Source organism: Aquimarina sp. MMG015, assembly GCF_018100855.1.
Classification (GTDB): Bacteria; Bacteroidota; Bacteroidia; order Flavobacteriales; family Flavobacteriaceae; genus Aquimarina; species Aquimarina latercula.
This window is the reverse complement of sequence record NZ_JAGJEB010000001.1, coordinates 580,088-603,930: the sequence shown is the minus strand read 5'-3', so window position 1 is coordinate 603,930 and position 23,843 is coordinate 580,088. Positions and strand designations below refer to the sequence as shown.

The window sequence follows — 23,843 nt, the reverse complement described above, 5'->3', positions numbered from 1 at the left end:
CAATTCCTTCTTTTCTCTGAAATAGAAGGAATTGTTATTCATCAATAATTCTATACTATTTTAACTTAAACTAACATTGATATGGAAAATAAACATCACAAAATACTCTGTAGTATTATGAAAAATTTTGAAGGAATGTCAAAAATTGACAGCTTTGATCTTATTCATAAAATGGAAATTTTATTATATTATATTAATGGTCCAGTGAACCTAGATGATGTTAAAAACATTATTACTTCTGAAGTAAATAGTGAAGAAATTGATCCTTTCTACTTTAACATACTTCCTAGCGGAAATTTTTGCGAATTTATAGGAAGTAACGGAGTAATTCATATATATAAGGAAATAAATAGGTTTTTACCTGATTGGCACATTTTTAACACCTATCATTATAAATCAAAACACTTACCGTTAGAATTAAAAAAACTAACAAGAAAAAATCTTCTTCAAAGCTTCGAAGGGAAGCCTTATCAAGAAAAAATCAGGGATTTTCTAAAGAAAAACAAAGCAGCAAAAAAAGACATGATCACGAATAAAATGTTATTATTAAACTTATAATATCGGATTATGTATTTTTACAGCGATGTACCATAAAACACCCGAATCAATTACCGTTACAGAAGCAATTAAAAAAATGGAGCACTACTGTGCTTATCAAGATCGTTGTCATAAGGATGTTTCTCAAAAACTTAATACTATGAAACTGATTCCTGAGGCAAAAGAAAAGATCATTCTACACCTTTTGGAACATAATTTTCTTAATGAAGAACGTTTTGCTAAAAGTTTTGCAAGAGGAAAATTCCGAATTAAGAAATGGGGTAAACAACGAATTATTAGAGAATTAAAATTCAGACAAATATCCGAATACTGTACTAAAGTAGCGTTAAAAGAAATCTCTGAAAATGAATACCTGGAAACTTTTCATGATTTGGCAGAAAAGAAATTTAATTCAATAACAGATTCGGACACCTTCAAAAAAAGAAAAAAACTAATTGATTATCTCCTCTATCGAGGATGGGAAAATCAACTAGTTTTTGAGAAAGTTAATGAGCTTTTTTAATCACAAAAAACACCACTTAGTTCCGATTACTTAGTAATTCAACAGCTCTATCTATTCCACTATCTTTTTCTTCTAAATAATCATCATTTGTGAATAGAGGAACTCTGTTTACCTCAAGAGGTCCTACTCCAATTGACTCGTATATTACTCCTTGCGCATCACTATATATTTCATTAGATAATCCAACAAATGCTCCGTTTGGTAATGCGTGAACCAAAATATCAGAAAAAACTCCATTCGTGTTATCACCTACAATAGTAACGTATGATAAATCTTTCAGGCATAGAGTAAAAATTTCTGCAGCACTAGCAGTTAATGGACTTGTTAGTAAAATAATCTCATCAGTGTACTGAAAATCTCCTTTAGGACTAACCGAAACGGAAGTCGTTTCGGTAAAACTATCTCCTAACCTAGCTTTCTTAGAAAATGCAGATCTTTCTTGATCCATAAATCTAGATGCTATCTCTACAGATACCATATCATAGCCTCCTCCATTAAAACGAACATCTATTATTAGTTTAGAAACTCCAGAGTTTTTAAAATCATCCATCATTTCATCCAGAACAATATTCAAAACCTGTAATTCTGTACTTTCATCATCACTATAGCCTTGCATTCCTAAAACATTTATATAACCAACATTATTATTAATCATACCCCAAGCAATATTTCCACTCTCATCTAGTTTATATTCTCCACCAAGGTATTTTAACCCGATAATCTCTAACCGTTGATTATAAAGCGCATTATAAGTTTCATCAGAATCTATAATTAAATCTCCTGTTAATCCTGCATTTAATCGCTCTAATAAATTGGGTAAACCAGCATCTATACTAATATTATTTTCTTCATCATCAATTGCAACATGACCATCATTTAGCAATAAAACTAGTTCACCAATAATCTGATAAAAATTTTCGGAAGTTACTTGTTCACCTAAATCCTCGTATTGCGACCAATCCACATTTCTAGTTTCAAAAAAAGCATAATAATCATTAAAAATATTCCAGAAATGATCATAATTAACTTTTGGATCATCAGTCTCCGAAATCTGATCAGCTAAACAAAATTCATTTTGATTCTCTAACCTTATAAATTTAATATCTGAGGCTATTAATTCTGATCTCCCAATCAGTTCATTATTATTCAGCATCTCTAATTGAAGACCTGCTAATTCTTCTATTTTAAAATTATTATCCGCAATTGAACAACCAGAAGTATTTACATTATAAAGGATGTCTTGATCATCTGTAAACTCAATCACATACCCTTTATCTTCTGCTAACCAAAACCCATTTATAGTATCTTCTTCAATTACTGGAGTATCATCATCTGATTTACATCCAATTAAAAAAACCATAATTAATACTAGGAAATACTTTTTAAAAAAATCTAAAATCATAACATCACATTTTAAGAATTATATCACTATTGACAATTAAACAATCAATCAGTTGCATCAGATTAATCCAAGAATCAAAATGAATTGATCCAACCTTTGATTTGATTCAAAACTAGATAGCTAATAAAAAAATGGTGTTCGGAATTATTAAAATTTAAAAAAACTGTACCTTTTTATGATCAATTTTAAACTGGTTTGGGGTTAATCCAGTTTCTTTTTTGAAAGAAGTGTAAAATGTAGACTTAGCTTTGAAACCTGCTTCTAAACCAATTGACAGTAAACTATATTTATCAAACTCTTCATTAAGTATCATCTCCTTTACTTCATTTACACGATAAGAATTTATATAGGCGGTAAAATTCTTTTTAGTAACATCATTTACGATCTGAGAAAGATAACCTGAGCTTATATTTAAGGTCTGTGCGACCATCTCTTGATTCAAATTAGGGTTTCGATAGATATAATCTTTTTCCAATAAACCTTCTAACTTTTGGAAATATATATTGTCTTTGGAAAAAGAAAGCTCCAGAGTTGAAACTTTAGGGTTTTTAGGCTCTAGAGTATCTTCATTAAAATTGACATCACTATTCTTGAAATTACTTATTTTCAAAGAGTAAATCCCATTATATACAATCCAAAATATAAAAAATGAGGTAATAGTGCATATGATAGAGATGCCTATATCATAACCTATATTAAAAATCATATCAGCAACATCTATTAAGATCCAACAAGTAACTAATGAAACCTCATATATACATAATTTTTTAAGCCATTTACCATGTATTTGATTCGTATACTTGTTATGCTTAAGAATATTATAAGCCCAAATAGCAATTACAAAATTATAAGAATAATATCCGAATTCTTGCAAGCCAAAAGCCCATTCATACATTAATGCTTGATCAGATAAAAACGATATTTCCCATTTGTAAATGTGCTCTAAATTATAAACTACATTCAATATAACAGAAAATATAAACGGAATGTACAACCAATTCCATTTTCTCTCTACTACAAAATCTTGATCAATTGATTTTAATATATATAGGAAGAAAAAAACAGGGAATAAGAATATCCACTCTATATCATATAAGATTAAAAACTCGGGATATTGTTCATATACATTTAAGGTATCTAGATATACATTAAACATCAAAAACGCTAAAATCAAGATTGAATACCCTAAATATTTATTGGTGGAACTTTTAAAATAAGGAGAAAACAAAATCGCAAAACCAAAAAGAAATCCTTGCGAAACACTTATTAATAGAATAATATTCACAAATTCCATCAAGAAAGATTTATAATTTCTAATAATAAAGACAAAAAGAAATTAAAAAGGTTGCAAGCTTTCTATAATTATAAGCTATTCCGTTTATTAGTTCTTTTAATAGCCAAATCATTTTTATGATCCATCCATTTCTGACCTCCAATCCTGCGCATAACATTATCGAAATAGCGCATAAAAAGAATGTTGTATGCTGCTTTATTCATATTCCCAAATCTAGTTGCCATTGCTCGAATGCTCATTGAAAATCCGGGAGTAAGGTAAGTCATTTGATGCCAATATCCTTCTGGCATATACAACGTTTCGCCATGTGTAAGATTTGCAATATATCCATTTGCTTTTTTAAGAGCAGGCCATTTTTCTAAATCGGGATTTGTAAAATCAATTTCTTGATGGGCGATTAATGCATGAGGGACCTTGTACAAATACTTTGTTTCCGAAGGAGGGAACAGAATACATTGTTTTTCTCCATGAAAATGAAAGTGAAGAATATTACCTAAATCTATATCATAATGCATAAATACTTTGGAACCGCCACCACCAAAGAACAAATAAGGCATTTTTTTTAGTAGTCTCAATCCTATTTCAGGATATTTATAATCCTCTCTAAGTTTTGGCACCTCTTTCAACAAGTTATACAAGAAAATTCTATAATTGGTAGGTTTCTTTTTTAGGAGGTCCACATACTCACTCATTTTCATGCTAGTATGAGGTTCATTAAACTTAAACTCAGAATTTATCGGTCTATCATCAAACAAAGGCACTTCTTTATCTCCAGCAACTTCATTAATATAATCTAAATTCCATTTCTGATATGCCGGCCAATCTTCAATTAGTCGTTCAATTACTACAGGTTTTTGAGGAATAAAATAATCCCTCAAAAATTCTTCTTTAGTAATTGTTTCTACTCTTGATATTTGCTCTAAATTTAATCCCACTAACTAAAAAATAATTCTAAAACCTTGTTTTTCAAAGTTTAATAAACTTCAAAATTATTTATTAAGTAAAGCTTCTTTCCCCTTTTGTTTAGCAAGTTCATTCTTTTCAATGACATGCTCAGGCCTAGACCATTTAGGTTTTTCTCCTTTAGCTTCAAACTTAGAATTCTCAGCTTCAACTGTATCGGGTTGTGCTTTCTTAACAAAAGGTTTTTGTGGGTTCAATCCTAATTTTTTAAACATTTCCATATCCTGATTAACATCTGGATTAGGAGTTGTCAATAATTTATCCCCTGCAAAAATTGAATTTGCTCCTGCAAAAAAGCACATAGCTTGTCCTTCTCTACTCATTTCTGTTCTCCCTGCCGAAAGTCTTACTTGTGTCTGTGGCATTACAATTCTAGTTGTAGCTACCATTCTAATCATATCCCAAATTTCCACAGGTGTTTGATCTTCCATTGGTGTACCATCAACTGCTACAAGTGCATTAATAGGAACAGATTCTGGCTGTGGACTTAATTTTGCTAAAGCTACTAACATCCCAGCACGATCTTCAGCCTTTTCACCCATTCCAATGATTCCTCCACTACAAACAGTAACGTTAGTTTTACGCACATTATCAATAGTCTGAAGACGGTCTTCATAACCTCGGGTAGAAATCACTTCTTTATAATATTCTTCTGATGTATCTAGATTATGATTATAAGCATATAATCCCGCTTCTGCCAATCTCTGAGCTTGATTTTCTGTTATCATACCTAATGTACAACAAACCTCCATCTCTAACTTATTGATAGTTCTCACCATCTCTAATACGTTATCAAACTCTGGTCCATCCTTTACATTACGCCAGGCAGCTCCCATACATACTCTAGAACTCCCAGATGCTTTAGCTCGAAGCGCTTGTGCTTTAACTTGTTGTACACTCATTAAATCATTACCTTCTATATCAGTATGATATCTTGCAGCTTGAGGGCAATACCCACAATCTTCTGGACAACCTCCTGTTTTAATAGATAGTAATGTAGAAACTTGAACTGTATTAGGATCGTGATATTCACGATGTACAGATGCCGCTTCATAAAGCAACTCCATTAATGGTTTATTGTATATATCTAATATTTCCTGTGATGTCCAATCGTGTCTAATAACGCTCATAAATCAATGGTATGTGAATTTTCAAAAGTAATTGTTTAAAATCAAAAAACACAAATTAGCTTTATCAAATTCGATAGTTTTAATAACAATCTATATTAACTTTCATGGTAGTTCTAACAGAATACTAACCGCATTTCCTCCAAATCCGACAGCGTTTACCATAATTTTATTCAATTTTTTAGGAATCACATTATGCTTTATATAAGGGACTGATATAAATTCCTGATGTTTCATCATTAAAACAGCCAATTCCATGCTTAAAATTCCACTAGCTCCAAATGTGTGACCTATTTTCCATTTATTGGTTGTTAACGCAGGAACAGCTTCTCCAAAAACAGCCTTAATTGCATTATATTCCGCTTGATCTCCTTTTACAGTTCCAGGAGCGTGTAAAACCACTGCATCAACAGCTTCTACCTTCGTAGTTCCTAAGGCCATCTTCATTGATTTCTGGAAACAATCCGCATTTGTAGATATGGATATATTATGTGTTAATGATTCAGTAGCATATCCAATTCCTGTAATCAACGCAATAGCGTTTTCTAAAATTCCATTTTCCAAACAAGCCACTCCAGCACCTTCTCCCAAAAACATTGTATTACTAGTTTTATCCCAATTCATTGCCTGACAAGGATAAGGATCTTTAGATTCTGATGCATAAATTTTTAAAGCCTTCATTTGGGCGATAGTAAAAGGAGTTAAAGGAGCTTCGCTACCACCAACTAAAAACTTATTACTTAAACCAGATTGTAACCAAGCAACACCATTTAATACTGCGTGCAGAGCAGTAGAACAGGTAATAGAATGACTTATATCCGGCCCATTAGATCCTAAATCCTGAGCAATCCAAGAAGATACATTACCCAATGTAGTTGTTGGCGAACTTAATGTAGAGGATTGATTAGTTTCTATAAATTCTTTATGATATTTTTCAAAAAGACTCGTTGCTCCTCTAGAAGATCCAACATTAATTCCAAAATCTACTTCATCTCCCCAGTTCGCATCTTTTACAGCATTTCTTGCTGCTAATAAAGCAAACAAAACAGAATCATCCAAAGAAGCATATTGAGAATTCTTTTCCTTCAGTTTTTCTATTTCTTTTCTTGATATTGAATTTAATTTTGCAACTGGCGCTATACTTCCAGCAAAGTCCTCAAAAGTAATCTGATGTGATGATTGTTTATATAAGTTCCAGATCTCCTCGGATGAAATTCCTAGAGGGGATATAGATGAAATTCCAGTTATCGATATTGGGTTTTGCAACACTTAATTTTTGAACAAATGTAGGGGTTTGTTCTCGCATGTTCAACTGTTAATTTATTAATTGATATAGGATCATAATTATCAAATTACTTTTTGATTTTTAGATGAGAATATACTTTTTCCTTATAACTAATTCCAATAGGAATTTCTATAAGACCAAGTTCTATATCATGCTGGGTATAGGCCGTTATTTTATCCAAATTAATGATGAAAGATCTATGAATTCTTAAAAATGATTTTTCGGGGAGTACTTTTTCAAAATCACTGATTTTATATTTCGTTTGTATCTCTTTTGTATTCGTATATATTTTTATATAATCCTTTAGACTTTCTACATACATAATATCATCAGGATGTATTTTATGATATTTATTTCCAGTTTTTACAAGTAAACATTCTTCTGTAGATTCCTTATTCTTTTCAGAAAACGAAATCGTCTCTTGTTCATTTCTAAAAAAACGTTCTATTGCTCTAAAAAATCTCTCAAACGTAATGGGCTTCAGTAAATAATCTAAAATATCTAAATCATATCCCTCTAGCGCATATTCTCTATATGCAGTAGTAATAATAGTTTTTGGAGGAGTTTTTATGGTTTTTAAAAATTCTAACCCTGTAATATTTGGCATTTTTATATCTAAAAATAATAAATCAACCTTCTCTTTTTTTAAAATCTCTAGCGCTTTGATTGCGTTATTACAAGTAGCAACTATCTCTAAAGAATCTATTTTAGAAATATGGTTTTCTAGCAGCCGTATTGCCAGTGGTTCATCATCTACAAGTAAACATCTAGTTTTCATTAGTAATTTTTATTTTCAACTCGACCACAAACAAGTTTTTCTGGTTGCTATTTATTTCTAATTTATATTGGTTATTATATAATAAATCTAACTGCTTTTTGATATTGGCAAGTCCAATTTTCTTTTTTTGACTATCATCTGGGACAGCATCAACGGTATTAGAGATATTAAATATAAATAATCCATTAGTATAACTAATCAAAATATCGATCTTAGGAGAGCCACTATCTTCTCCAGCACCATGCTTAAAAGCATTTTCTACAAAAGAGAGTAGAATCAGTGGTGCTATATTTATATCTTTTTCTATATGCTTTTCTAGAGTCACCTGTAATCGATCATCATACCTTAACTTTTCTAATTCTATATAGTTCTCTAACATCTTTACCTCACCTTTTAAAGAACCGTATTTATCCGTACATCGGTACAAAATATAATCTAAAATCTCAGATAGTTTTTCAATAGAATAAGCTGTTTTGGAAGAGTTTTCTAATGCTAAAAGGTAAATATTATTCAAGGTGTTAAACAAAAAATGCGGGTTTAGTTGCGCTTTTAATAAATTTAATTCTGTTTCAATTTTTTCTTTATCGATTTGTAACGTTTTTTGTTTAGCCTCCATATAATGAATAAAGAATTTTATAAAAAGGAATCCTAATACTACAGCATAAATAGGAATGAAGTATTCTGATAATAATTTCTTCCAATCCAATATTATTTCTACTAAAGATTCTTGCCTATATGGCAACGTTCTGGTAAGTGTTTCTGAAACATGAATAATTAAATATCTCGCTAAAACAATAGTCACGTATACAGTCAAAAACAGAAATAATATATATAGAAACTTCTTACTACTAACAATATATTTTGGGATCCAATAATATGCTAAAAAATAGGACCCGATTAGTTGTGGAATTAAAAGACATAGCTGACGAACCCAAGATGTATACAAAGTATGTTCATCAAGAATTCGGTCCCTTGCAATAAAACTTAGAACTACTACAACCCAAAAAATCAAATGTCTCGTCCATTCCTTTTTCTGTAGTCTTACTATTAATTTTTCCGAAAAGATCCAATCAAAAGCCATATAGTCTAAAGTAATAAATATGTCTAGGTTATTTTTAATTATCGACGAATAACTCCATAAAACTAATGAATCATCGAGTTTTAATGACAAATACAATAGGTCTTTGAAAACCACTTTTCTAGGCGTTTACTTATCTAAGTAATCGATATCAAAAAATAATAGGTTATAAATTTTCAATTTTTGATAAAACATTAAAATTTATATCAAAATGAAACGAATAGTATACCTTATAATTTTAGCTTGTGTATCTTTTACATTTGGTCAAAATAAAAAAATATCTATCCAAGAAGGTTCCGGAACATTTACCGTTAAAGGAAGTAAAGGGAATGAAAACAAAATTATTACGGTTCATTATTATAAACCAAAAACATTTAACTCTTTATCAAAGGTCTTATTAGTGATTCCTGGGTCTGGCAGAAATGGTGATAGTTATAGAGATAGTTGGATTGAGGAATCTGAAAAGCACAATATTCTAATCTTATCTCCTAGTTATCCTGAAAAAGAATATCCTTATGAAGATTATCATCTAGGAGGAATTGTCAAAGATGTAAACACCCGCGAAAGCATATCTTTCATCAAAAATACAAATCAGGTTTTTCTTGATGAAGACAAAACTTCTATCAAACTAAATCTAGATAAAACAACATGGATATATCATGATTTTGATACCATATTTGAATTAGCAACAACTGCCCTAAATAGTTCTCAAGAAAGTTATGATATATTCGGGCATTCTGCGGGAGGACAGATTTTACATCGATTTGCTATTTTGCATACCAAATCGAAAGCAAATAAAATAGTTGCTGCAAACTCTGGTAGCTATACATTAACCGACTTTGATACAAAATATCCATTTGGTATAGAAGATCTTAACCTTTCGAAACAAGAATTAAAAAAAGCTTTTCTACAAAAGCTAATAATTTTTGTTGGAGAATTAGATAATGAAAATGAAACCGGCGGAATTTTACTGCGTTCCAAAACTGTTGATAAACAAGGATTACATAGATTGGCAAGAGCAAAGTATTTTTTTAAAGTAGCCAAATCAAAAGCCAAAGAAATGGGATATCCATTTAATTGGGAGCTAAAAATAATTCCTAATGTTGGTCATAATATGAGAAAAATGGGTGACGCGGCAGGAAACTATCTTTATGAATAAATATATCTTGTAACAAAACAACAGAAATTCCTACCTATAGAGTAACCAAAAAGCACTTTATAATATGGAAGAACAAACATCTAAAAAAAGTTGGTTTAGCAGAAATTGGCCTTGGGTAGTACCTGTAGGAGGTTGTTTTACTTTAATCGTTATTTTTTTTGTATTCCTAGGCTCAGTTGTCTTCGGAGTTTCTAAAGCTTTTACAAACTCTGGACCTTATCAAGACGGCCTTTTAAAAGCACAACAAGATGAGTATGTCGTACAAATGTTAGGAGAACCAATAGAAACTAATGGTATAATGAATGGTAGCTTAAAATTTGAAAATGAAGAAGGTTCTGCCGATATTTCTATCCCGATCAAAGGTCCTAATGGAGAAGCTAGAATATACATTGTTGGTACTAAGCAAAATGACACTTGGACATATTCTGAACTATATGTAATACTAGAAGAAACAAACGAACAAGTCGATTTATTGTGGGGAAAAGGATCCGAAGAAAATTAACCCAAAAAGTATTATAAAAAATAAGAGGACTCTTTTTCAAGAAGTCCTCTTATTTTTTTGAGTAGTTTATACAAGATTATTGCTTATAAATATATGTTATTGTATATACTGAAGACAACTCGTCTTCATCAATCACTGTTAATGTTGCAGAAGTCGGATAATTATCTGCATCGTATACATATTCAATTTTAAGTTCACCAACAACTTCACCGTCTTCATCCTTGTAAACAATAGATTTAATATTATTTAAAGGAAATAGTGCACGCGCTCTAACAATTTCGGGACTTTGCGGCATCATACTAAAGTTTAATTGAACTTTATCTAAAACTTCAATTAAACCGGCAGCTTCAAACGTATAGAAATAAGGGTTTGGTGTAGCATCATATGTTATTGTTGCAATATATTCTTCTATAGTTTCTTCATATTCTCCTGTAGTTTGATTATACTCATAATACTCCTCTAGTACACTAATAGAAATCGGATTTCCACTAGTATCATATTCCAATACATCTCCTGTTTCAAATGCATCATATGGATCTTGATATAATTCACTTAAACTAAAAGGATCACCATCTCCTGTAATCGTTGACAACTCATCGTTTTCGTGTACTAAAACAGCGGTTTCGATTCCGTTAGATGCACTTGTTACTTTATTATTGGCATCGTAGTTCACTGCAAACACTTGATCTTCTTCGTCAACTTGCGCAGGATTAAATTCCACGCTTTCTATTAATTTTTTTGCAGTATCCCCGTTGGCATTATCAAATTCATCAGAGACAGAATCACTATCACAACTTGCAAAAATTGTAATCGCAGATAGAAATAAAAGTTTTTTCATTATTAAATGGGTTTAATTATCCTCGCTATACGCGAAGTCGATAGTTAGTGTCTTAAAAGCGATATTTGTTACCCTAAAATTTGATCAAATTTTATAGTTATTTTATAGCTATCTGTTTACAAAGAGTTTAAAACAGAAATAATTGTATCATAAATTTTATCTAACTGATCTTTCTTAATAACATAAGGCGGTAATAGATAGATTGTTTTTCCTAACGGACGAAGACAAACCCCATTTTTCATAAAATGATCAAATATCTCATATCTTTTTTTGCCATAACGATCCATCTCTATATCTAAATCTAACGCATAAATAACTCCTTTTTGTCTGGTAGTTTTTACCTTAGAATGGTTTCGTATGATCGCATCAAAATTCTGATGTGATTTAATAATAGTATTAATGTTATTTTGAATTTCTTGGGATTTCAAAAGTTCTATTCCGGCTATTGCAACAGAACACGCTATTGGATTAGCGGAGTATGTATGTGCATGAAAGAATGCTTTACCAACAGAATCGTCTAAAAATGCATCATATATATTTTGAGTACAACTAGTAACAGCCATGGGCACAAAACCAGCAGTTAAAGCTTTAGACATAGAAATAATATCAGGCTTGGTTTCTATATATTCCGAGGCAAAGTCTTTTCCCGTCTTACCAAAACCGGTCATCACCTCATCAGCAATGGTAATGATATTATTCGTTGCACAAATTTTTAGAATTTCATTAAGACACTCTGTATCAAACATATGCATAGCATTAGCTCCTTGTACAAGAGGTTCATAGATAAAAGCAGCTACATTGTATGAATTGATAATCCCTAGTAATTGTTTTATTACCTCATCAAAATTTTCTTTGTTTGGTGTTGGAATTCGTTGTACATCAATAAAAAAATCCTCAAAAGGACCATTATAAACAGATAATCCTGATGCAGACATAGCTCCAAATGTATCTCCATGAAATCCATCCTGAAAAGCAATAATCGTATTTCTTTTTTCTCCTTTATTAAAATGATATTGCAATGCCATTTTAATCCCTACTTCATTTGCTGTAGATCCATTATCAGAGAAAAATATCTTTTCCTGATTATTTGGCAATATATCAATCAGTTCTTCAGAAAGCTTAATTGCAGGCTCATGCGTAAACCCTGCAAAAACAATCTGATCTAACCTACGCATTTGTTCCTCTACTTTTTTCAAAATATATGGATTACAATGTCCATACATAGCGGTATACCAAGAAGCTATCCCATCAATATATTCTTTCCCTTGATCGTCATATAGCAAAGCTCCTTCTGCTTTTATTATTGGCAATGCATCTGGATGAATTTTATGCTGTGTTAATGGGTGCCAAAGATGTTTCTTATCTCTTTCTTTTAAATTCATAAAGCTTCTAATTTATCTTTAAAAACGGATGCATACTCTTTTACCACCATAGTATCAAAATAAGGTTCATTATCTATTCTACCTATAACTCGAACACCTGTCATTTTCTGAATAATATCTTCTGTAGTTACGTGCTCTTCTCCGCTAAAAATAATTACCGGATCAAATCCTTTTTCTTGTAATAATTTTACTGTTAGCAATGTGTGATTTATACTGCCCAAATAATGTCTAGAAACAACTATTACCTTATAATCAGAACTTATAAGATCTAGAATAGTTTCTTCTTCATTAAGAGGAACTAATAATCCTCCCGCTCCTTCAACAACAATATCATTATTAGTTTCCGGCAATTTTACTGTTTTTAAATCTATTGTAACCCCATCAATTTCTGCTGCTGCGTGAGGACTCATTGGAGTTTGCAATGCATAACTATTTGGATGAAATTTTGAAGTAGTATTAGACACTAATTCTTTTACTTTATCTGTATCTGAATATGTAAGATCTCCTGCTTGAACTGGTTTAAAATAGTCTGCTTCTAATGCCTCTACGACTATAGCCGACACAATCGTTTTTCCGACATCGGTTCCAATACCAGTAATGAATATTTTTTTTGACTTTGTCTCAGAATTACTAGACATGATATGATGTGTTTTTAATTTTTGGTAAAGGTAGCTAACAACTCTAAAACTTCTGCAAGTTCTTCTTTTGTATTATAACTATGTAGACAAAATCGTAATCGTTCTTTTCCATCAGGAACTGTAGGCGACATAATCGGCTTAACATCAAAACCCTTTTCCTGTATTTTCGATGCAATCTTTTTTATCCTCTCATTACCAGAAATAACACAACAATGAATTGCTGAATTACTTTCTATAAAAAGAGATCGCTGTTTTGTTTCCTCTAATTTTTGCTGAAAAAATAAAATGTTCTGTTTTAACTTTTCAATTTCCAATGTTGTCTGGAGTTCTATCAAAGCAGTCTGAATTGTAACTAAAGAATGAGGAGGTAATCCAGTAGTATAAATAAAACTTCTGGCAAAATTTACCAAATAGCTTTTCAACTCAGAAGATCCCAATATAGCCGCACCATGACAACCCATCGCTTTTCCGAATGTATGTATACGAGCAAATACTCTATCTTCCAATCCTAATTGTTGGACAAGACCAACACCATTATCTCCAAAAACTCCTGTAGCGTGAGCTTCGTCAATTATAAGCTGACACTTATTCTCTTTACAAAATGTACTAAAAGCACCTAGATCAGGTGTATCTCCATCCATGGAAAACACCGATTCTGTAACGACATACACTTCTAAAGGTTCGCTACTACTTTTTTTATTCTCCCTAGTTTGTTGAAGCCTTTGTTTTAAGTCATCTATATCATTATGATTAAATTTATAAGACCTAGCATTACTCATCTTTATTCCATCTCGAATAGAAGCATGTATAAATTCATCGTATAAAATGATATCGCCTCTTTGCGGAACAGATGAAAAAAAACCAACATTTGCGTCATATCCAGAATTAAAAATCAAAGCAGCTTCGGCATTATGAAAAGTGGTAAGCATTGTTTCTGTTTCAACATATAATGGGTGGTTCCCAGACAATAATCTAGAACCTGTAGCGCCATTTTGATGAATCCCTTTTTCTATTAATGATTTATGAGTATTATCAAAAATTAACTTAGAAGAAGAAAAACCTATATAATCATTCGATGCAAAATCTATTACCGCAGCTTGTTCAGAAAGGCTGCGTAATGCCATATTATCTTCTCTATCCTTAAGTCTTTTCTCAAGTTTTTTTGGAAAACCATTCATGCCGTAAAAATACAATAAAATGGAACCATTAGAATTATTCTAGCTTATACTTGTAATTTTGAAAAACAACAATTAAGTATTCTTTTTTGATAAAAAATTATTGTTTTTCAATAATTTTTATATATTTGTTATCGTAAAACGATAATAATTATGGAAACAAAACGAATTATAACATTAATGAAAATAGTATCCTGGATATTATTTATTGGCTTATGTATCAAACTAGGAGCCTTACTAATATCTGGAGGAATTAGTCTATTAATAAACCCAGAAGCCACAGAAAACCTATATCTAAATATAGACTTGTCTAATCTTTACGAGTCTTCTGTTAAGTATTATACTTTTGTATTATCATTAATTATTTCAGTAACTGCTCTAAAAGCTTATTTGTTCTATTTAGTAATTAAGATTTTTTCAATAATTGACTTTGATAAACCCTTTACCAAAGCTGTAGCCAGATTAATTTCTTCTATTAGTTATGTATCCTTATGGACAGGTTTATTAGCATATATAGCAAATCACTATTGCAAGTGGTTACAAAAAAAGGGATTTATATTTGAATTAGACTGGGGAAGTTCTGAATTCCTTTTCATGGCTGGAATTATTTTTATTATTGCATTCATCTTTAAAAGAGGAGTAGAAATTCAATCCGAAAACCAATTAACTGTATAATTATGGAGCTAAAAATGTTTGGAAAAAAATCCCTATCAACTGTATTATTCTATAGTACACGATTAATAATGATGGGGTATGGAGCTTTTCTACTATTTCTAATAGTATCCTTAGTAAGTAATAATTTTATTATCACGGAATCAGATGAATTGCAGATATACATCCCTTTTACGACTTCTATGATAAAAGGAGGTTATAATACAATTACATTTATAGGTGTTTTCTGTTTTCTAATACTGTATTCAGCGTTTTTCTTAGTACTATCTTTGATTTTTAAAACATTTAGTGCTGAAAAACTTTTTACAGAAGAAGCTATAAAATACTTAAGATGGTTTACCATATTAAATCTAATTTTACCCATAGCTTATGTAATTATAGGAATTCTGATAAGCAACAAAATTGTTTTTAACGATATAACTCCTGGACTGCTACACTTGGGATTAGGTATTTTTGCAGCATTTATTGCTACCATATTCAAATTAGGTTTTACACTACAAGAAGAAAACGAACTAACAATATAGCTATGCCAATAATTATAAATCTAGATGTTATGCTCGCTAAGCGAAAAATGAAAAGTAAAGAGTTGGCAGAAAAAATAGGCATAACTACGGCCAACTTATCTATTCTAAAATCAGGAAAAGCTAAAGCTATACGTTTTTCTACTTTAGAAGCAATCTGTGAAGCATTAGAATGTCAACCATCTGATATTCTGGAATACCAACCTTAATTTTTTAAACCAATCAATCAAATGAAATCAATCGCATTATTACTTAGCCTATTCTTAGATACTTTTATGTAAAAACCCTTTCCATTACTAAAATTCTATAGAATTCCAAGGATTCTAACTATCAATTTATTGAGCTCACAAAAAGCCTCGATAGGTCACTCCTTTGTCTCATTTTAAAAATTAAACTCATGAAAAAATCAAAAAAAATACGCGTATTCATTTTTTATCCAGTTTTAGGTATAATTCTAATTATGCTTACTCTTATCTTGTATAAGCTCAATCAAAGTTCTGTTTTCTTTTCTGAAAATGGAATATACACCTCACTTCAAGTGCCAATAAAAGAAAAATTTATAGATATCAATATCAACTTATCAGGTACCGCTGATTCTACCAGTTTTACTAAGGATTTTATAGAAGGACCTATAGTTACTTATGATAAAAATCAGGACATATCAGTGGATTGGTTTTTTAATGGTACTGTACACCACAAAAATTACAATAACAGTATTAAAAATTTTAGCATATATACAGGAGATAAACAACTAGATTTTATGTTACCAAAAATCAACAAACCTGCAATTGAAATAAACAATGCTCCTGATAAAATTGCATTTATAAGTGATATTCACGGAGATTATACATACATGGATTGTACGCTAAAGAATCTAAATGTTATTAATTCTGAAGGAAATTGGAACTTTAATAAAAACCATTTAGTAATTGCAGGCGATATGGTTGACCGTGGTAATGAAGTTAGTAAAGTCTTATGGAAAATAGTTGCTCTATCAGAACAAGCAAGAGAAGCTGGCGGTATGATACATTATCTTATTGGAAATCACGAACAATATATTCTTAAAGGAAATTTTAGTCGAGTAGATCCTCTTAACCTATACGCAATACAACAAATGATGTCTTTTAAAGATGCTTTTTCTGATAAAACCTATTTAGGAAAATGGCTAAGAACTCGACCCGTTATTGTTAAAATTGGTTCTATGATTATTACCCATGGCGGAATAAGTCCAGATACAGCTAACAAAAACTTTAGTTTACAGCAAATTAATCAAGCAATGTGGGATTATTGGGAAAACAAATCAGTAGATGATAACCTAAAAGAGGTTATTTTAGGAAAAACAGGTGTTACGCAATACAGAGGTTACGTTAGACAAAACGATGAAGTTAAAAAAGCAACTCCACAACAAATCGATACTATTCTTGATACCTATAATGCATCCCAAATCATAGTTGGACATACAAATGTTGCGAAAATCAAACCTCTTTATAATGGAAAGATATATGATATTAATGCTATCGAGACATCTTCTGAAGCTTTAGTTTTTGAAAACGGCTCATTAAACGTCGTTGATATTGGTATTATTAAACAAGAAAATACTCACAATATGTATCATAGAGATTTTTCTTTTGGTAAAATAAACGATTGGAAAATGGTAACATCTACAATAGGAAATATTATTAGACTCTCTTCAATTAGTCATCCTTATTAAAATTTAGACAGTATTTCCTTTGATCTCTCCGCATGAAAGGTTAGGTTCATATTACATTATAATTATAAAAAGAAACTGTAATTGTATAGACAAGCTATACAATTACAGTTTCTTTTTTATCCTCTAATAATTATCAATAAGATATTACATATAACTATCTCCTTTTCTTTTTAGGAGTTTCTTCTTTTAGAGAAACAATATTCATTTTTTCTTTCAAATGATTAGCTAGTATTTTCTCGATCAATTCTTCTTTTGTAAGATGATGGAAAACAGTTTTAATTTTTTCTTTAAACTCAGCTGACACATCATGATTGGGCTTAGTTTTAAATATTTTCTTAGCCCACAAAAGTGTATTATTCTCTTCTATACTTTGCGGATCTGCCTTTTTGAATTCCTTAAATGTAATTCCTAATTCTTCTGTAAATTCGGCTAAATCCTCAACTTCTTCTTTTTGCAATACTGTTAATGAAAGCCCTTTGGCTCCAGCTCTTGCCGTTCGTCCACTACGATGTACATAGGTATCATACACATCTGGTAAATGGTAATTCACCACATAGGATATCTCTTTTACATCGATTCCTCTAGCAGCTAAGTCTGTAGCGACAAGAATATTAATATGACCTTCTCTAAATTGCCCCATAATCCTATCTCGTATAGGCTGCGATAAACTTCCATGAAGTGCTCCTGAAGAGAACTTATTAATTGCTAAGTTTTTTGCCAATTTATTAACTGCCGCTTTCGTTTTACAGAAAATAATCCCACGCTCTCCTTCTCTAGCACTAAGAAAATGCATGAGAACTTCTAATTTTTCTATAGGCTCTACAACCACATATTGATGATCGATTCCTTGATGACCAACCGTTTCCATATCTGCAGTCACCTGAATCACATGTTTAGACATATAATTCTGGATTAATTGCTTTATGGTCCCTGGCATTGTAGCAGTAAACAAAATAGTCCTTCTTTTCTTTGGTAAGACTGCAACGATTTCATCTAATCCTTCTTTTAAGGAATTCATCATTTCATCAGCCTCATCAAGAATCAAATAATCAGCAGCTGTGATATCAATTTTATCACGCTTTATTAAATCAATTAAACGTCCAGGAGTTGCCACTACGATATGAGTAGTGTTTTTTAAACGTTCTATTTGTGGTTTAATAGGAATTCCTCCACATATAGAAGCGATCGACATGGTAGGTAAATAGGTAGAAAAGGACACTAAATTATCATAAATCTGTTGTCCTAATTCTCTTGTTGGAGCAAGGATTACCGCCTGAACTTTTGGAGTATCTAAATCAATTAATTGTAATAAAGGCAAACCAAAAGCTGCTGTTTTCCCTGTTCCTGTCTTTGCTAATCCTACAAAATCATCTTTCTTTTGTAACAAAACAGGAATTGATTTCTCCTGAATATCTGTAGGAGTAGAAAATTTTAAGTCTTCTAAACTCTTTTGCAAAGGAGCAGCAACTCCTAGATTTAAAAACTGATTTGACATAAAAATATTTTGGTCAAAGATAGGTGTATAATACTATCTTTATATCTAAATTCTAAAGTTAAAAAGATGACTATTCAACATCTAAAATATACGACTGTAACATCTCACGAAGAATTAGAACAAATCCTTCTCCTTCAACAAAAAAATCTAACTACTTCAATTTCCTCAGAAGAGAAGAAAAAAGAAGGTTTTGTTACGGTAGAACATGATTTTGAAATCTTAAAAAAGATGAATGACCAACAACCTCATATTATTGCTAAAGATCACGGTAAAGTTATTGGTTATGCGTTATGTATGACTTCGGACTTTGGGAACGATATTGAAGTTCTCAAACCTATGTTCAAAAAAATAGAAAACTCATTAGATCAACCAAACAAATATATCGTCATGGGACAAGTTTGTGTTGATAAAGAGTATCGCGGCCAAGGTATTTTTAGAGGTTTATATCAACATATGAAAACCAAACTACAGAATACATACGACCTTTTAATTACTGAAGTAGCTTCAGACAACATACGCTCCTTAAACGCTCATAATGCTATAGGTTTCAAAACACTACTAATTTATGAAGCTGACCAGATATCTTGGCATATTATCTATTGGAACTGGGAGTAATTTTTTCTACCTCCACAGGTTTTTTATCTAAATCATACCCAAGATTTTTTCCTTTATCAATCCTAGGAACACCTTTTGTCATCCATGTTGGCACTGGTTTATCTTGTAAATAATAATCGAAGAATTGCATCATTCTAATAGATAAATCCTGTCTATTCTTTTCTTTTCTAAGATTATGTGCTTCATCATTATATACCAACAACCAAGCAGGTTTTCCTAATCTACGCATACCCATAAACATTTCTATACCCTGATAATAAGGAACTGCTCCATCTTTATCATTATGCATCATAAGTAAGGGAGTTTCTATTTTAGGAATTCCAAATAACGGAGAGTTTTCAATATATAAATCAAAACCGTCCCATAAATTCTTTCCAATTCTACTCTGAGATCTTTCATACTGGAATGCTCTACTCAGTCCAGATTGCCATCGAATTCCTCCGTATGCAGATGTCATATTACTTACTGGAGCTCCTGCCATTGCCGCTTTAAACTTATTAGTCACAGTTACTAAATATGCTACCTGATATCCACCCCAACTCTGACCTTGAATTCCTATGTTATCACTATCTACATAGCCTAATTTCTCTAAAGCTTCTACTCCAGAAACTACACAGTTATACGAACTTGGACCAGGTTTTCCATCCTCATACACAATATCTGGCACAAACATGATATAATCATTACTTACTAAATATGATGGATTTACGATAGAAGCACTTGGTCTAGGTGTATAATATGTTCTATAACTATCGGACCTCTTTTCATAAAAATAAGTAATAAGAGGGTACTTTTTAGAGGGATCAAAATCTTCTGGTTTATAAATAATCCCATCTAGTTTGGTACCATCATAAGCTTTCCAACTAAAAAGCTCTGCAGTACCCCATTTAAATTCTTCTTTCTGAGGATTAGCCTTTGTTATTTGGGTTATATTTTCAAAATTATTATTGGTATAATGTAGATCTTGAAACGTATTAAAATTTTGTTTCCTAAAAGTAATAACTTCTCCTTTTTTTGCTTTGTTGTATTCATCTAAAAAGAACTCAGTAGGTTTAATTTTTTCAACTAATTTATTATCTCTCAAAACATATAACCCAGAGGATTTAGTAGTCTTATCAAAACTTGTAATCAATAAATCTTGACCAGAATAAGATGCATTATCTCGATTTTCAGAATCTAACCTTTCTGTTCTATATTCTATGTTCTTTTTCCTACCAATGGCAGTAATATTAATAGGCTTAGTTTCTCCAGACATAGAAACCTTCCAAATATCAAATTTATCATAAATTAAGCCATTCCCATCTTTATCAAAACCTCCAAAACCATAAGGATAGGGTAGCATTGGATGATCGTCATCTTCGTCATAAAAAGCAACTTTTACTTTTTCTGTAAGATTAACTTTCTTTAGAGTAGATAATTCCAAGGAAAACCAATGCTTCTTAAAAATATCGTAATATAATGCATACCTCCCATCTGGGGACAAAAAAGGTCGTAAAGCAGTTTTGGTAAGTCCTAAACGTTTTTGACCTGTATATGTATCTATAACATAAAAATCTCTGGTCCAAGGCAACGACCAAGAACGTTCACTATCATAAGGGGTTCCTGTAGCTCCTAATATGTATTTTTGCTGTTGATCTTTATCGAAAATAAGATCCTCAAATGTATCATCCTGTATATGTACTACAGACGATTTCTCTGTGTCATAATATGATATAAACGCTCTTTTTTTTAATTCCTCAAACCGTGCATTTTGCTCAGGCTGTATCATTTTATCTTTCCAGTTCCACACATCTACTTGCGGAATTTCATCTTCTAAAAGTGTCGTATCCTGATTAAATTCTACTTTAGGTTTAGAATAAAAATAAAGTCTACTGCCATTTTCAGAAAAGAAGGATGTCTGGCCATCTTCTAACTCCCAATTGTTTCTCAGATTTTTTCCTAAAACATCTACTAAGTCTGTTAGCTTTTGGTTTTTATAATAGAATAACTCATACTGCAAAGAATCTACGTGAGTGGAATCTTTAGCAGCTATAAATGAAAAATGTTCTCCACTCTTATCAACCGATAACTTATTATAAATATATCTAGTAGAATCTATCAAAAACTTGGATTTAGAAACAATATCATATTCAAAAACGCCTATATCTTTTTTCTTTTTCTTTTCATCTTTCTTTGTATAGTAGAACTTTTTTCCCTTCTCTGAAAGAACAAAATCTTTGATCTGCAAAATAGTGTCTCGCTCCTTAGTCTTTAGATCATATACCAGCGCATAATTCTGTTTAAATGCCTTTCCTAATTTAAGTTTTACTGTATCTTTTGCTTTAGACTTTAGCGTATCCTTTTTCTTTTTTTCTGGTTTCTTATTCTTAAATTTTTCTATTACCAGCCAACCATTAGAATCATCTGGAACTTTATAAGAGCTTACTCTTGTAATAGAGTCATAAATTTTATTGGCTTTTACATCGTAAACAAAAAGATCATCTTTTGTAGTTTTATCTTTTTTTAATTTTTTCTTTTTCTCTTTTCGTACAGTTTCATGCTTCGGTTTTCGTTTAAAAACTACATAACTCTCATCCTCTGTGATCGAAGAATCATATCCGTTAAAAAAAGTGAATTTTTTATTACTTTCTGTATTATAAATCTCTATATAGCCATCTCCTCTTTTTGTAGCGGTCTCAATCACGGAAACTATTAATTTCCCTGAATTAGAAATTTTGGTATCAGTAATACTCTTCCATAAATCATAATCATCATGGGTCAAAGATCGTTTCTGAGCAAAAATCAATGTTGTAAAACTGAAAAAAAATAGAGCAATTATGTTCTTAATCATTACGTTTAGCTATGTTTTCCCCGAAATGTATAAAACGTTTTACCTACAAATATCTCTTTAACATAATTTTATACAAAATTCTTACTATAATCTAATTTTTAATCAATTATAATATAAAAAAGGAGCCAAGTACATCTATGCTTTGGCTCCTCTATATACATTCAACATTATTTTTGATTATTCTATCCCCAAGTATGGATTGTAGATATAAGTTTTACTAAAACTTCCTAGTCCATTAAAATATTCATCCACTAAATGCGCAGGATAATATGCAATACCTCCTGCTAATAAACCTTGATTGCCTCCGTCATTTTTATCATCCCAATTCCAAGGTGCATTGGCGCTTCCATTACCATAGGATTTCTGAAATGATTTAGCATTACTAAAAAGATTAGTATTAAAACGCTGATCCCACATACCTCCATTTTCAAATATATTAACTAATTTATATTTTACGTTTCTATCATAAATATCGGATGGGTATTCGCTAGTAGTTTTACTTGGAAAATATACTACATAATCGCTTCCTCCCGGTTGTTGTTTTGCGTGTGCTTTGACACCATGACCTTTTGCCTCGGCAGAAGTTTTAAATCGACTAACTCCGTTATGATTTTGTGTAGTCAAAGTTCCATCTATGCTTTCATTTCCATTGGTTAACCCAGAATTAGAAGCTTTGTATGAATAAAAATCCGAATGAAACACCGTTACCACTCCGATCGCTTTACCATAAGTAGAGGTATCTTTTTTAACTATAGTAAGCACTCCTTCCAGATCATTTTCATGTTCATCAAAATGATACAAAAACCATATATCCGTCCAATCTCTAGGGTGAAAAAAAGCATACGTAATAAAGTAATGCGTACTTGTTTCTACCACAGAATAATATCCCACAGCGTTTCCTTTTCTGGAAGAATTAGCTATATTATCCCAATTATTTTTAGCATTAAGGTCACCATCGAAGTCATAACGAGTAATATAATCTGCTTTTCCACTTAAACCATGAGAACCTGTGCGATCTACATCTTGATAATGTACCGGAGCATGCTGATAAGCTAAATCCAAATAGAAATTAGAGTTTTTATTTTCTGGTAATTTCTCGTCAAAAAGGTAGATATCCTCATTTGATTCACATCCACAAAAGATTGTAATTAAAACTAAAAGTGCAAGATTTTTTTTCATGTTTTGGTAATTTAAAAGTTAGTTAAACACTAAAAATAATACTGTAATTCTTAGTTTGGTTTAGTTCAACTTTAAGACTTTATGAAACTAACATTGATCAAAAGTTATGAATGTTATCTTTCTTTAAAAATTACTTAAC

General features: G+C 31.2%; 23 protein-coding genes. 9 read left to right on the top strand and 14 right to left on the bottom strand.

Translation table 11 applies throughout. The features are described from left to right. Nucleotides 1-117 precede the first annotated feature (117 nt). Both J8L88_RS02580 and J8L88_RS02575 read left to right on the top strand, forming a co-directional pair. Complete coding sequence (locus J8L88_RS02580) at nucleotides 118-558, top strand: hypothetical protein (RefSeq protein WP_211059862.1); 441 nt, start codon at nucleotides 118-120, stop codon at nucleotides 556-558. 76 nt (nucleotides 559-634) lie between these two features. Beyond that, complete coding sequence (locus J8L88_RS02575) at nucleotides 635-1,060, top strand: regulatory protein RecX (RefSeq protein ID WP_371813605.1); 426 nt, start codon at nucleotides 635-637, stop codon at nucleotides 1,058-1,060. A gap of 16 nt (nucleotides 1,061-1,076) precedes the next feature. Here J8L88_RS02575 and J8L88_RS02570 read toward each other — a convergent pair whose 3' ends face one another. The 7 genes from J8L88_RS02570 to J8L88_RS02540 form a co-directional block, all read right to left on the bottom strand. Next, nucleotides 1,077-2,462, bottom strand: a complete 1,386-nt coding sequence (locus J8L88_RS02570; RefSeq protein WP_211059860.1) for a S41 family peptidase — start codon at nucleotides 2,460-2,462, stop codon at nucleotides 1,077-1,079. Between the two features lie 154 nt (nucleotides 2,463-2,616). After that, on the bottom strand, nucleotides 2,617-3,756 hold the full coding sequence (locus J8L88_RS02565) for an AraC family transcriptional regulator (RefSeq protein WP_211059859.1): 1,140 nt from the start codon (nucleotides 3,754-3,756) through the stop codon (nucleotides 2,617-2,619). A gap of 68 nt (nucleotides 3,757-3,824) precedes the next feature. Continuing rightward, entirely contained in the window at nucleotides 3,825-4,691 is an 867-nt protein-coding gene (locus J8L88_RS02560; protein ID WP_211059858.1) for a cupin-like domain-containing protein, read from the bottom strand. A gap of 54 nt (nucleotides 4,692-4,745) precedes the next feature. Beyond that, on the bottom strand, nucleotides 4,746-5,849 hold the full coding sequence (bioB, locus tag J8L88_RS02555; protein ID WP_118387962.1) for a biotin synthase BioB: 1,104 nt from the start codon (nucleotides 5,847-5,849) through the stop codon (nucleotides 4,746-4,748). Nucleotides 5,850-5,951: 102 nt separating this feature from the next. After that, on the bottom strand, nucleotides 5,952-7,112 hold the full coding sequence (locus J8L88_RS02550; RefSeq protein WP_211059857.1) for a beta-ketoacyl synthase N-terminal-like domain-containing protein: 1,161 nt from the start codon (nucleotides 7,110-7,112) through the stop codon (nucleotides 5,952-5,954). A gap of 86 nt (nucleotides 7,113-7,198) precedes the next feature. Beyond that, complete coding sequence (locus tag J8L88_RS02545) at nucleotides 7,199-7,909, bottom strand: LytTR family DNA-binding domain-containing protein (protein ID WP_118387964.1); 711 nt, start codon at nucleotides 7,907-7,909, stop codon at nucleotides 7,199-7,201. Next, nucleotides 7,899-9,080, bottom strand: a complete 1,182-nt coding sequence (locus tag J8L88_RS02540; RefSeq protein ID WP_247666398.1) for a sensor histidine kinase — start codon at nucleotides 9,078-9,080, stop codon at nucleotides 7,899-7,901. The genes J8L88_RS02545 and J8L88_RS02540 overlap by 11 nt, the downstream gene beginning before the upstream one ends. A 118-nt stretch (nucleotides 9,081-9,198) precedes the next feature. On the opposite strand from J8L88_RS02540, the gene J8L88_RS02535 reads away from it, so the two are divergent. After that, the gene (locus tag J8L88_RS02535) at nucleotides 9,199-10,146 is read left to right on the top strand and encodes a hypothetical protein (protein ID WP_211059856.1); all 948 of its coding nucleotides are present in this window, start codon (nucleotides 9,199-9,201) and stop codon (nucleotides 10,144-10,146) included. 64 nt (nucleotides 10,147-10,210) lie between these two features. Beyond that, nucleotides 10,211-10,648, top strand: coding sequence for a cytochrome c oxidase assembly factor Coa1 family protein (locus J8L88_RS02530; RefSeq protein WP_118387968.1), 438 nt, complete (start codon nucleotides 10,211-10,213; stop codon nucleotides 10,646-10,648). Nucleotides 10,649-10,724: 76 nt separating this feature from the next. On the opposite strand, the gene J8L88_RS02525 is transcribed toward J8L88_RS02530, so the two are convergent. The 4 genes from J8L88_RS02525 to J8L88_RS02510 all read right to left on the bottom strand — a co-directional run bounded on the left by J8L88_RS02525 (nucleotide 10,725) and on the right by J8L88_RS02510 (nucleotide 14,684). Next, entirely contained in the window at nucleotides 10,725-11,486 is a 762-nt protein-coding gene (locus J8L88_RS02525; protein WP_211059855.1) for a hypothetical protein, read from the bottom strand. Nucleotides 11,487-11,602: 116 nt separating this feature from the next. Continuing rightward, nucleotides 11,603-12,868 carry an adenosylmethionine--8-amino-7-oxononanoate transaminase gene (bioA, locus tag J8L88_RS02520; protein WP_211059854.1) on the bottom strand — a complete coding sequence of 422 codons (1,266 nt, stop codon included), beginning with the start codon at nucleotides 12,866-12,868 and terminating at the stop codon, nucleotides 11,603-11,605. Then, nucleotides 12,865-13,506 (bottom strand): dethiobiotin synthase, encoded by a 642-nt coding sequence (gene bioD, locus J8L88_RS02515; protein ID WP_211059853.1) that lies wholly within the window; start codon nucleotides 13,504-13,506, stop codon nucleotides 12,865-12,867. The genes bioA and bioD overlap by 4 nt, the downstream gene beginning before the upstream one ends. Before the next feature lie 14 nt (nucleotides 13,507-13,520). Further along, nucleotides 13,521-14,684, bottom strand: a complete 1,164-nt coding sequence (locus J8L88_RS02510; protein ID WP_211059852.1) for a pyridoxal phosphate-dependent aminotransferase family protein — start codon at nucleotides 14,682-14,684, stop codon at nucleotides 13,521-13,523. A 150-nt stretch (nucleotides 14,685-14,834) separates the two neighbouring features. On the opposite strand from J8L88_RS02510, the gene J8L88_RS02505 reads away from it, so the two are divergent. The 4 genes from J8L88_RS02505 (at nucleotide 14,835) to J8L88_RS02490 (ending at nucleotide 17,585) form a co-directional block, all read left to right on the top strand. Then, on the top strand, nucleotides 14,835-15,356 hold the full coding sequence (locus J8L88_RS02505; RefSeq protein ID WP_118387979.1) for a DUF2975 domain-containing protein: 522 nt from the start codon (nucleotides 14,835-14,837) through the stop codon (nucleotides 15,354-15,356). Between the two features lie 2 nt (nucleotides 15,357-15,358). Beyond that, the gene (locus J8L88_RS02500; RefSeq protein ID WP_035086146.1) at nucleotides 15,359-15,877 is read left to right on the top strand and encodes a DUF2975 domain-containing protein; all 519 of its coding nucleotides are present in this window, start codon (nucleotides 15,359-15,361) and stop codon (nucleotides 15,875-15,877) included. Nucleotides 15,878-15,879: 2 nt separating this feature from the next. After that, entirely contained in the window at nucleotides 15,880-16,083 is a 204-nt protein-coding gene (locus J8L88_RS02495) for a helix-turn-helix transcriptional regulator (RefSeq protein ID WP_027394774.1), read from the top strand. Nucleotides 16,084-16,271: 188 nt separating this feature from the next. Beyond that, nucleotides 16,272-17,585, top strand: coding sequence for a metallophosphoesterase (locus J8L88_RS02490; protein WP_118387981.1), 1,314 nt, complete (start codon nucleotides 16,272-16,274; stop codon nucleotides 17,583-17,585). 154 nt (nucleotides 17,586-17,739) lie between these two features. Here J8L88_RS02490 and J8L88_RS02485 read toward each other — a convergent pair whose 3' ends face one another. Next, the gene (locus tag J8L88_RS02485; RefSeq protein ID WP_211059851.1) at nucleotides 17,740-19,080 is read right to left on the bottom strand and encodes a DEAD/DEAH box helicase; all 1,341 of its coding nucleotides are present in this window, start codon (nucleotides 19,078-19,080) and stop codon (nucleotides 17,740-17,742) included. Nucleotides 19,081-19,146: 66 nt separating this feature from the next. On the opposite strand from J8L88_RS02485, the gene J8L88_RS02480 reads away from it, so the two are divergent. Further along, the gene (locus tag J8L88_RS02480) at nucleotides 19,147-19,695 is read left to right on the top strand and encodes a GNAT family N-acetyltransferase (RefSeq protein ID WP_211059850.1); all 549 of its coding nucleotides are present in this window, start codon (nucleotides 19,147-19,149) and stop codon (nucleotides 19,693-19,695) included. On the opposite strand, the gene J8L88_RS02475 is transcribed toward J8L88_RS02480, so the two are convergent. Continuing rightward, a complete protein-coding gene (locus J8L88_RS02475; RefSeq protein WP_211059849.1) occupies nucleotides 19,673-22,525 on the bottom strand; it encodes a S9 family peptidase in 2,853 nt (950 codons plus the stop codon). The two genes, J8L88_RS02480 and J8L88_RS02475, sit on opposite strands and share 23 nt — an antisense overlap. A gap of 177 nt (nucleotides 22,526-22,702) precedes the next feature. Continuing rightward, nucleotides 22,703-23,704, bottom strand: coding sequence for a hypothetical protein (locus J8L88_RS02470; protein WP_211059848.1), 1,002 nt, complete (start codon nucleotides 23,702-23,704; stop codon nucleotides 22,703-22,705). Nucleotides 23,705-23,843 lie beyond the last annotated feature (139 nt).

Excerpts from the sequence above, each read along its gene's own strand:
- J8L88_RS02485 (WP_211059851.1), bottom strand. The coding sequence starts at position 19,080 with ATGTCAAATCAGTTTTTAAATCTAGGAGTTGCTGCTCCTTTGCAAAAG.
- J8L88_RS02470 (WP_211059848.1), bottom strand. The coding sequence starts at position 23,704 with ATGAAAAAAAATCTTGCACTTTTAGTTTTAATTACAATCTTTTGTGGA.
- J8L88_RS02570 (WP_211059860.1), bottom strand. The coding sequence starts at position 2,462 with ATGATTTTAGATTTTTTTAAAAAGTATTTCCTAGTATTAATTATGGTT.
- J8L88_RS02505 (WP_118387979.1), top strand. The coding sequence starts at position 14,835 with ATGGAAACAAAACGAATTATAACATTAATGAAAATAGTATCCTGGATA.
- J8L88_RS02565 (WP_211059859.1), bottom strand. The coding sequence starts at position 3,756 with ATGGAATTTGTGAATATTATTCTATTAATAAGTGTTTCGCAAGGATTT.
- J8L88_RS02510 (WP_211059852.1), bottom strand. The coding sequence starts at position 14,684 with ATGAATGGTTTTCCAAAAAAACTTGAGAAAAGACTTAAGGATAGAGAA.
- J8L88_RS02530 (WP_118387968.1), top strand. The coding sequence starts at position 10,211 with ATGGAAGAACAAACATCTAAAAAAAGTTGGTTTAGCAGAAATTGGCCT.
- J8L88_RS02495 (WP_027394774.1), top strand. The coding sequence starts at position 15,880 with ATGCCAATAATTATAAATCTAGATGTTATGCTCGCTAAGCGAAAAATG.
- bioD (WP_211059853.1), bottom strand. The coding sequence starts at position 13,506 with ATGTCTAGTAATTCTGAGACAAAGTCAAAAAAAATATTCATTACTGGT.
- bioB (WP_118387962.1), bottom strand. The coding sequence starts at position 5,849 with ATGAGCGTTATTAGACACGATTGGACATCACAGGAAATATTAGATATA.
- J8L88_RS02475 (WP_211059849.1), bottom strand. The coding sequence starts at position 22,525 with ATGATTAAGAACATAATTGCTCTATTTTTTTTCAGTTTTACAACATTG.
- J8L88_RS02545 (WP_118387964.1), bottom strand. The coding sequence starts at position 7,909 with ATGAAAACTAGATGTTTACTTGTAGATGATGAACCACTGGCAATACGG.
- J8L88_RS02490 (WP_118387981.1), top strand. The coding sequence starts at position 16,272 with ATGAAAAAATCAAAAAAAATACGCGTATTCATTTTTTATCCAGTTTTA.
- J8L88_RS02575 (WP_371813605.1), top strand. The coding sequence starts at position 635 with ATGGAGCACTACTGTGCTTATCAAGATCGTTGTCATAAGGATGTTTCT.
- J8L88_RS02480 (WP_211059850.1), top strand. The coding sequence starts at position 19,147 with ATGACTATTCAACATCTAAAATATACGACTGTAACATCTCACGAAGAA.
- J8L88_RS02500 (WP_035086146.1), top strand. The coding sequence starts at position 15,359 with ATGGAGCTAAAAATGTTTGGAAAAAAATCCCTATCAACTGTATTATTC.
- bioA (WP_211059854.1), bottom strand. The coding sequence starts at position 12,868 with ATGAATTTAAAAGAAAGAGATAAGAAACATCTTTGGCACCCATTAACA.
- J8L88_RS02535 (WP_211059856.1), top strand. The coding sequence starts at position 9,199 with ATGAAACGAATAGTATACCTTATAATTTTAGCTTGTGTATCTTTTACA.
- J8L88_RS02580 (WP_211059862.1), top strand. The coding sequence starts at position 118 with ATGAAAAATTTTGAAGGAATGTCAAAAATTGACAGCTTTGATCTTATT.
- J8L88_RS02525 (WP_211059855.1), bottom strand. The coding sequence starts at position 11,486 with ATGAAAAAACTTTTATTTCTATCTGCGATTACAATTTTTGCAAGTTGT.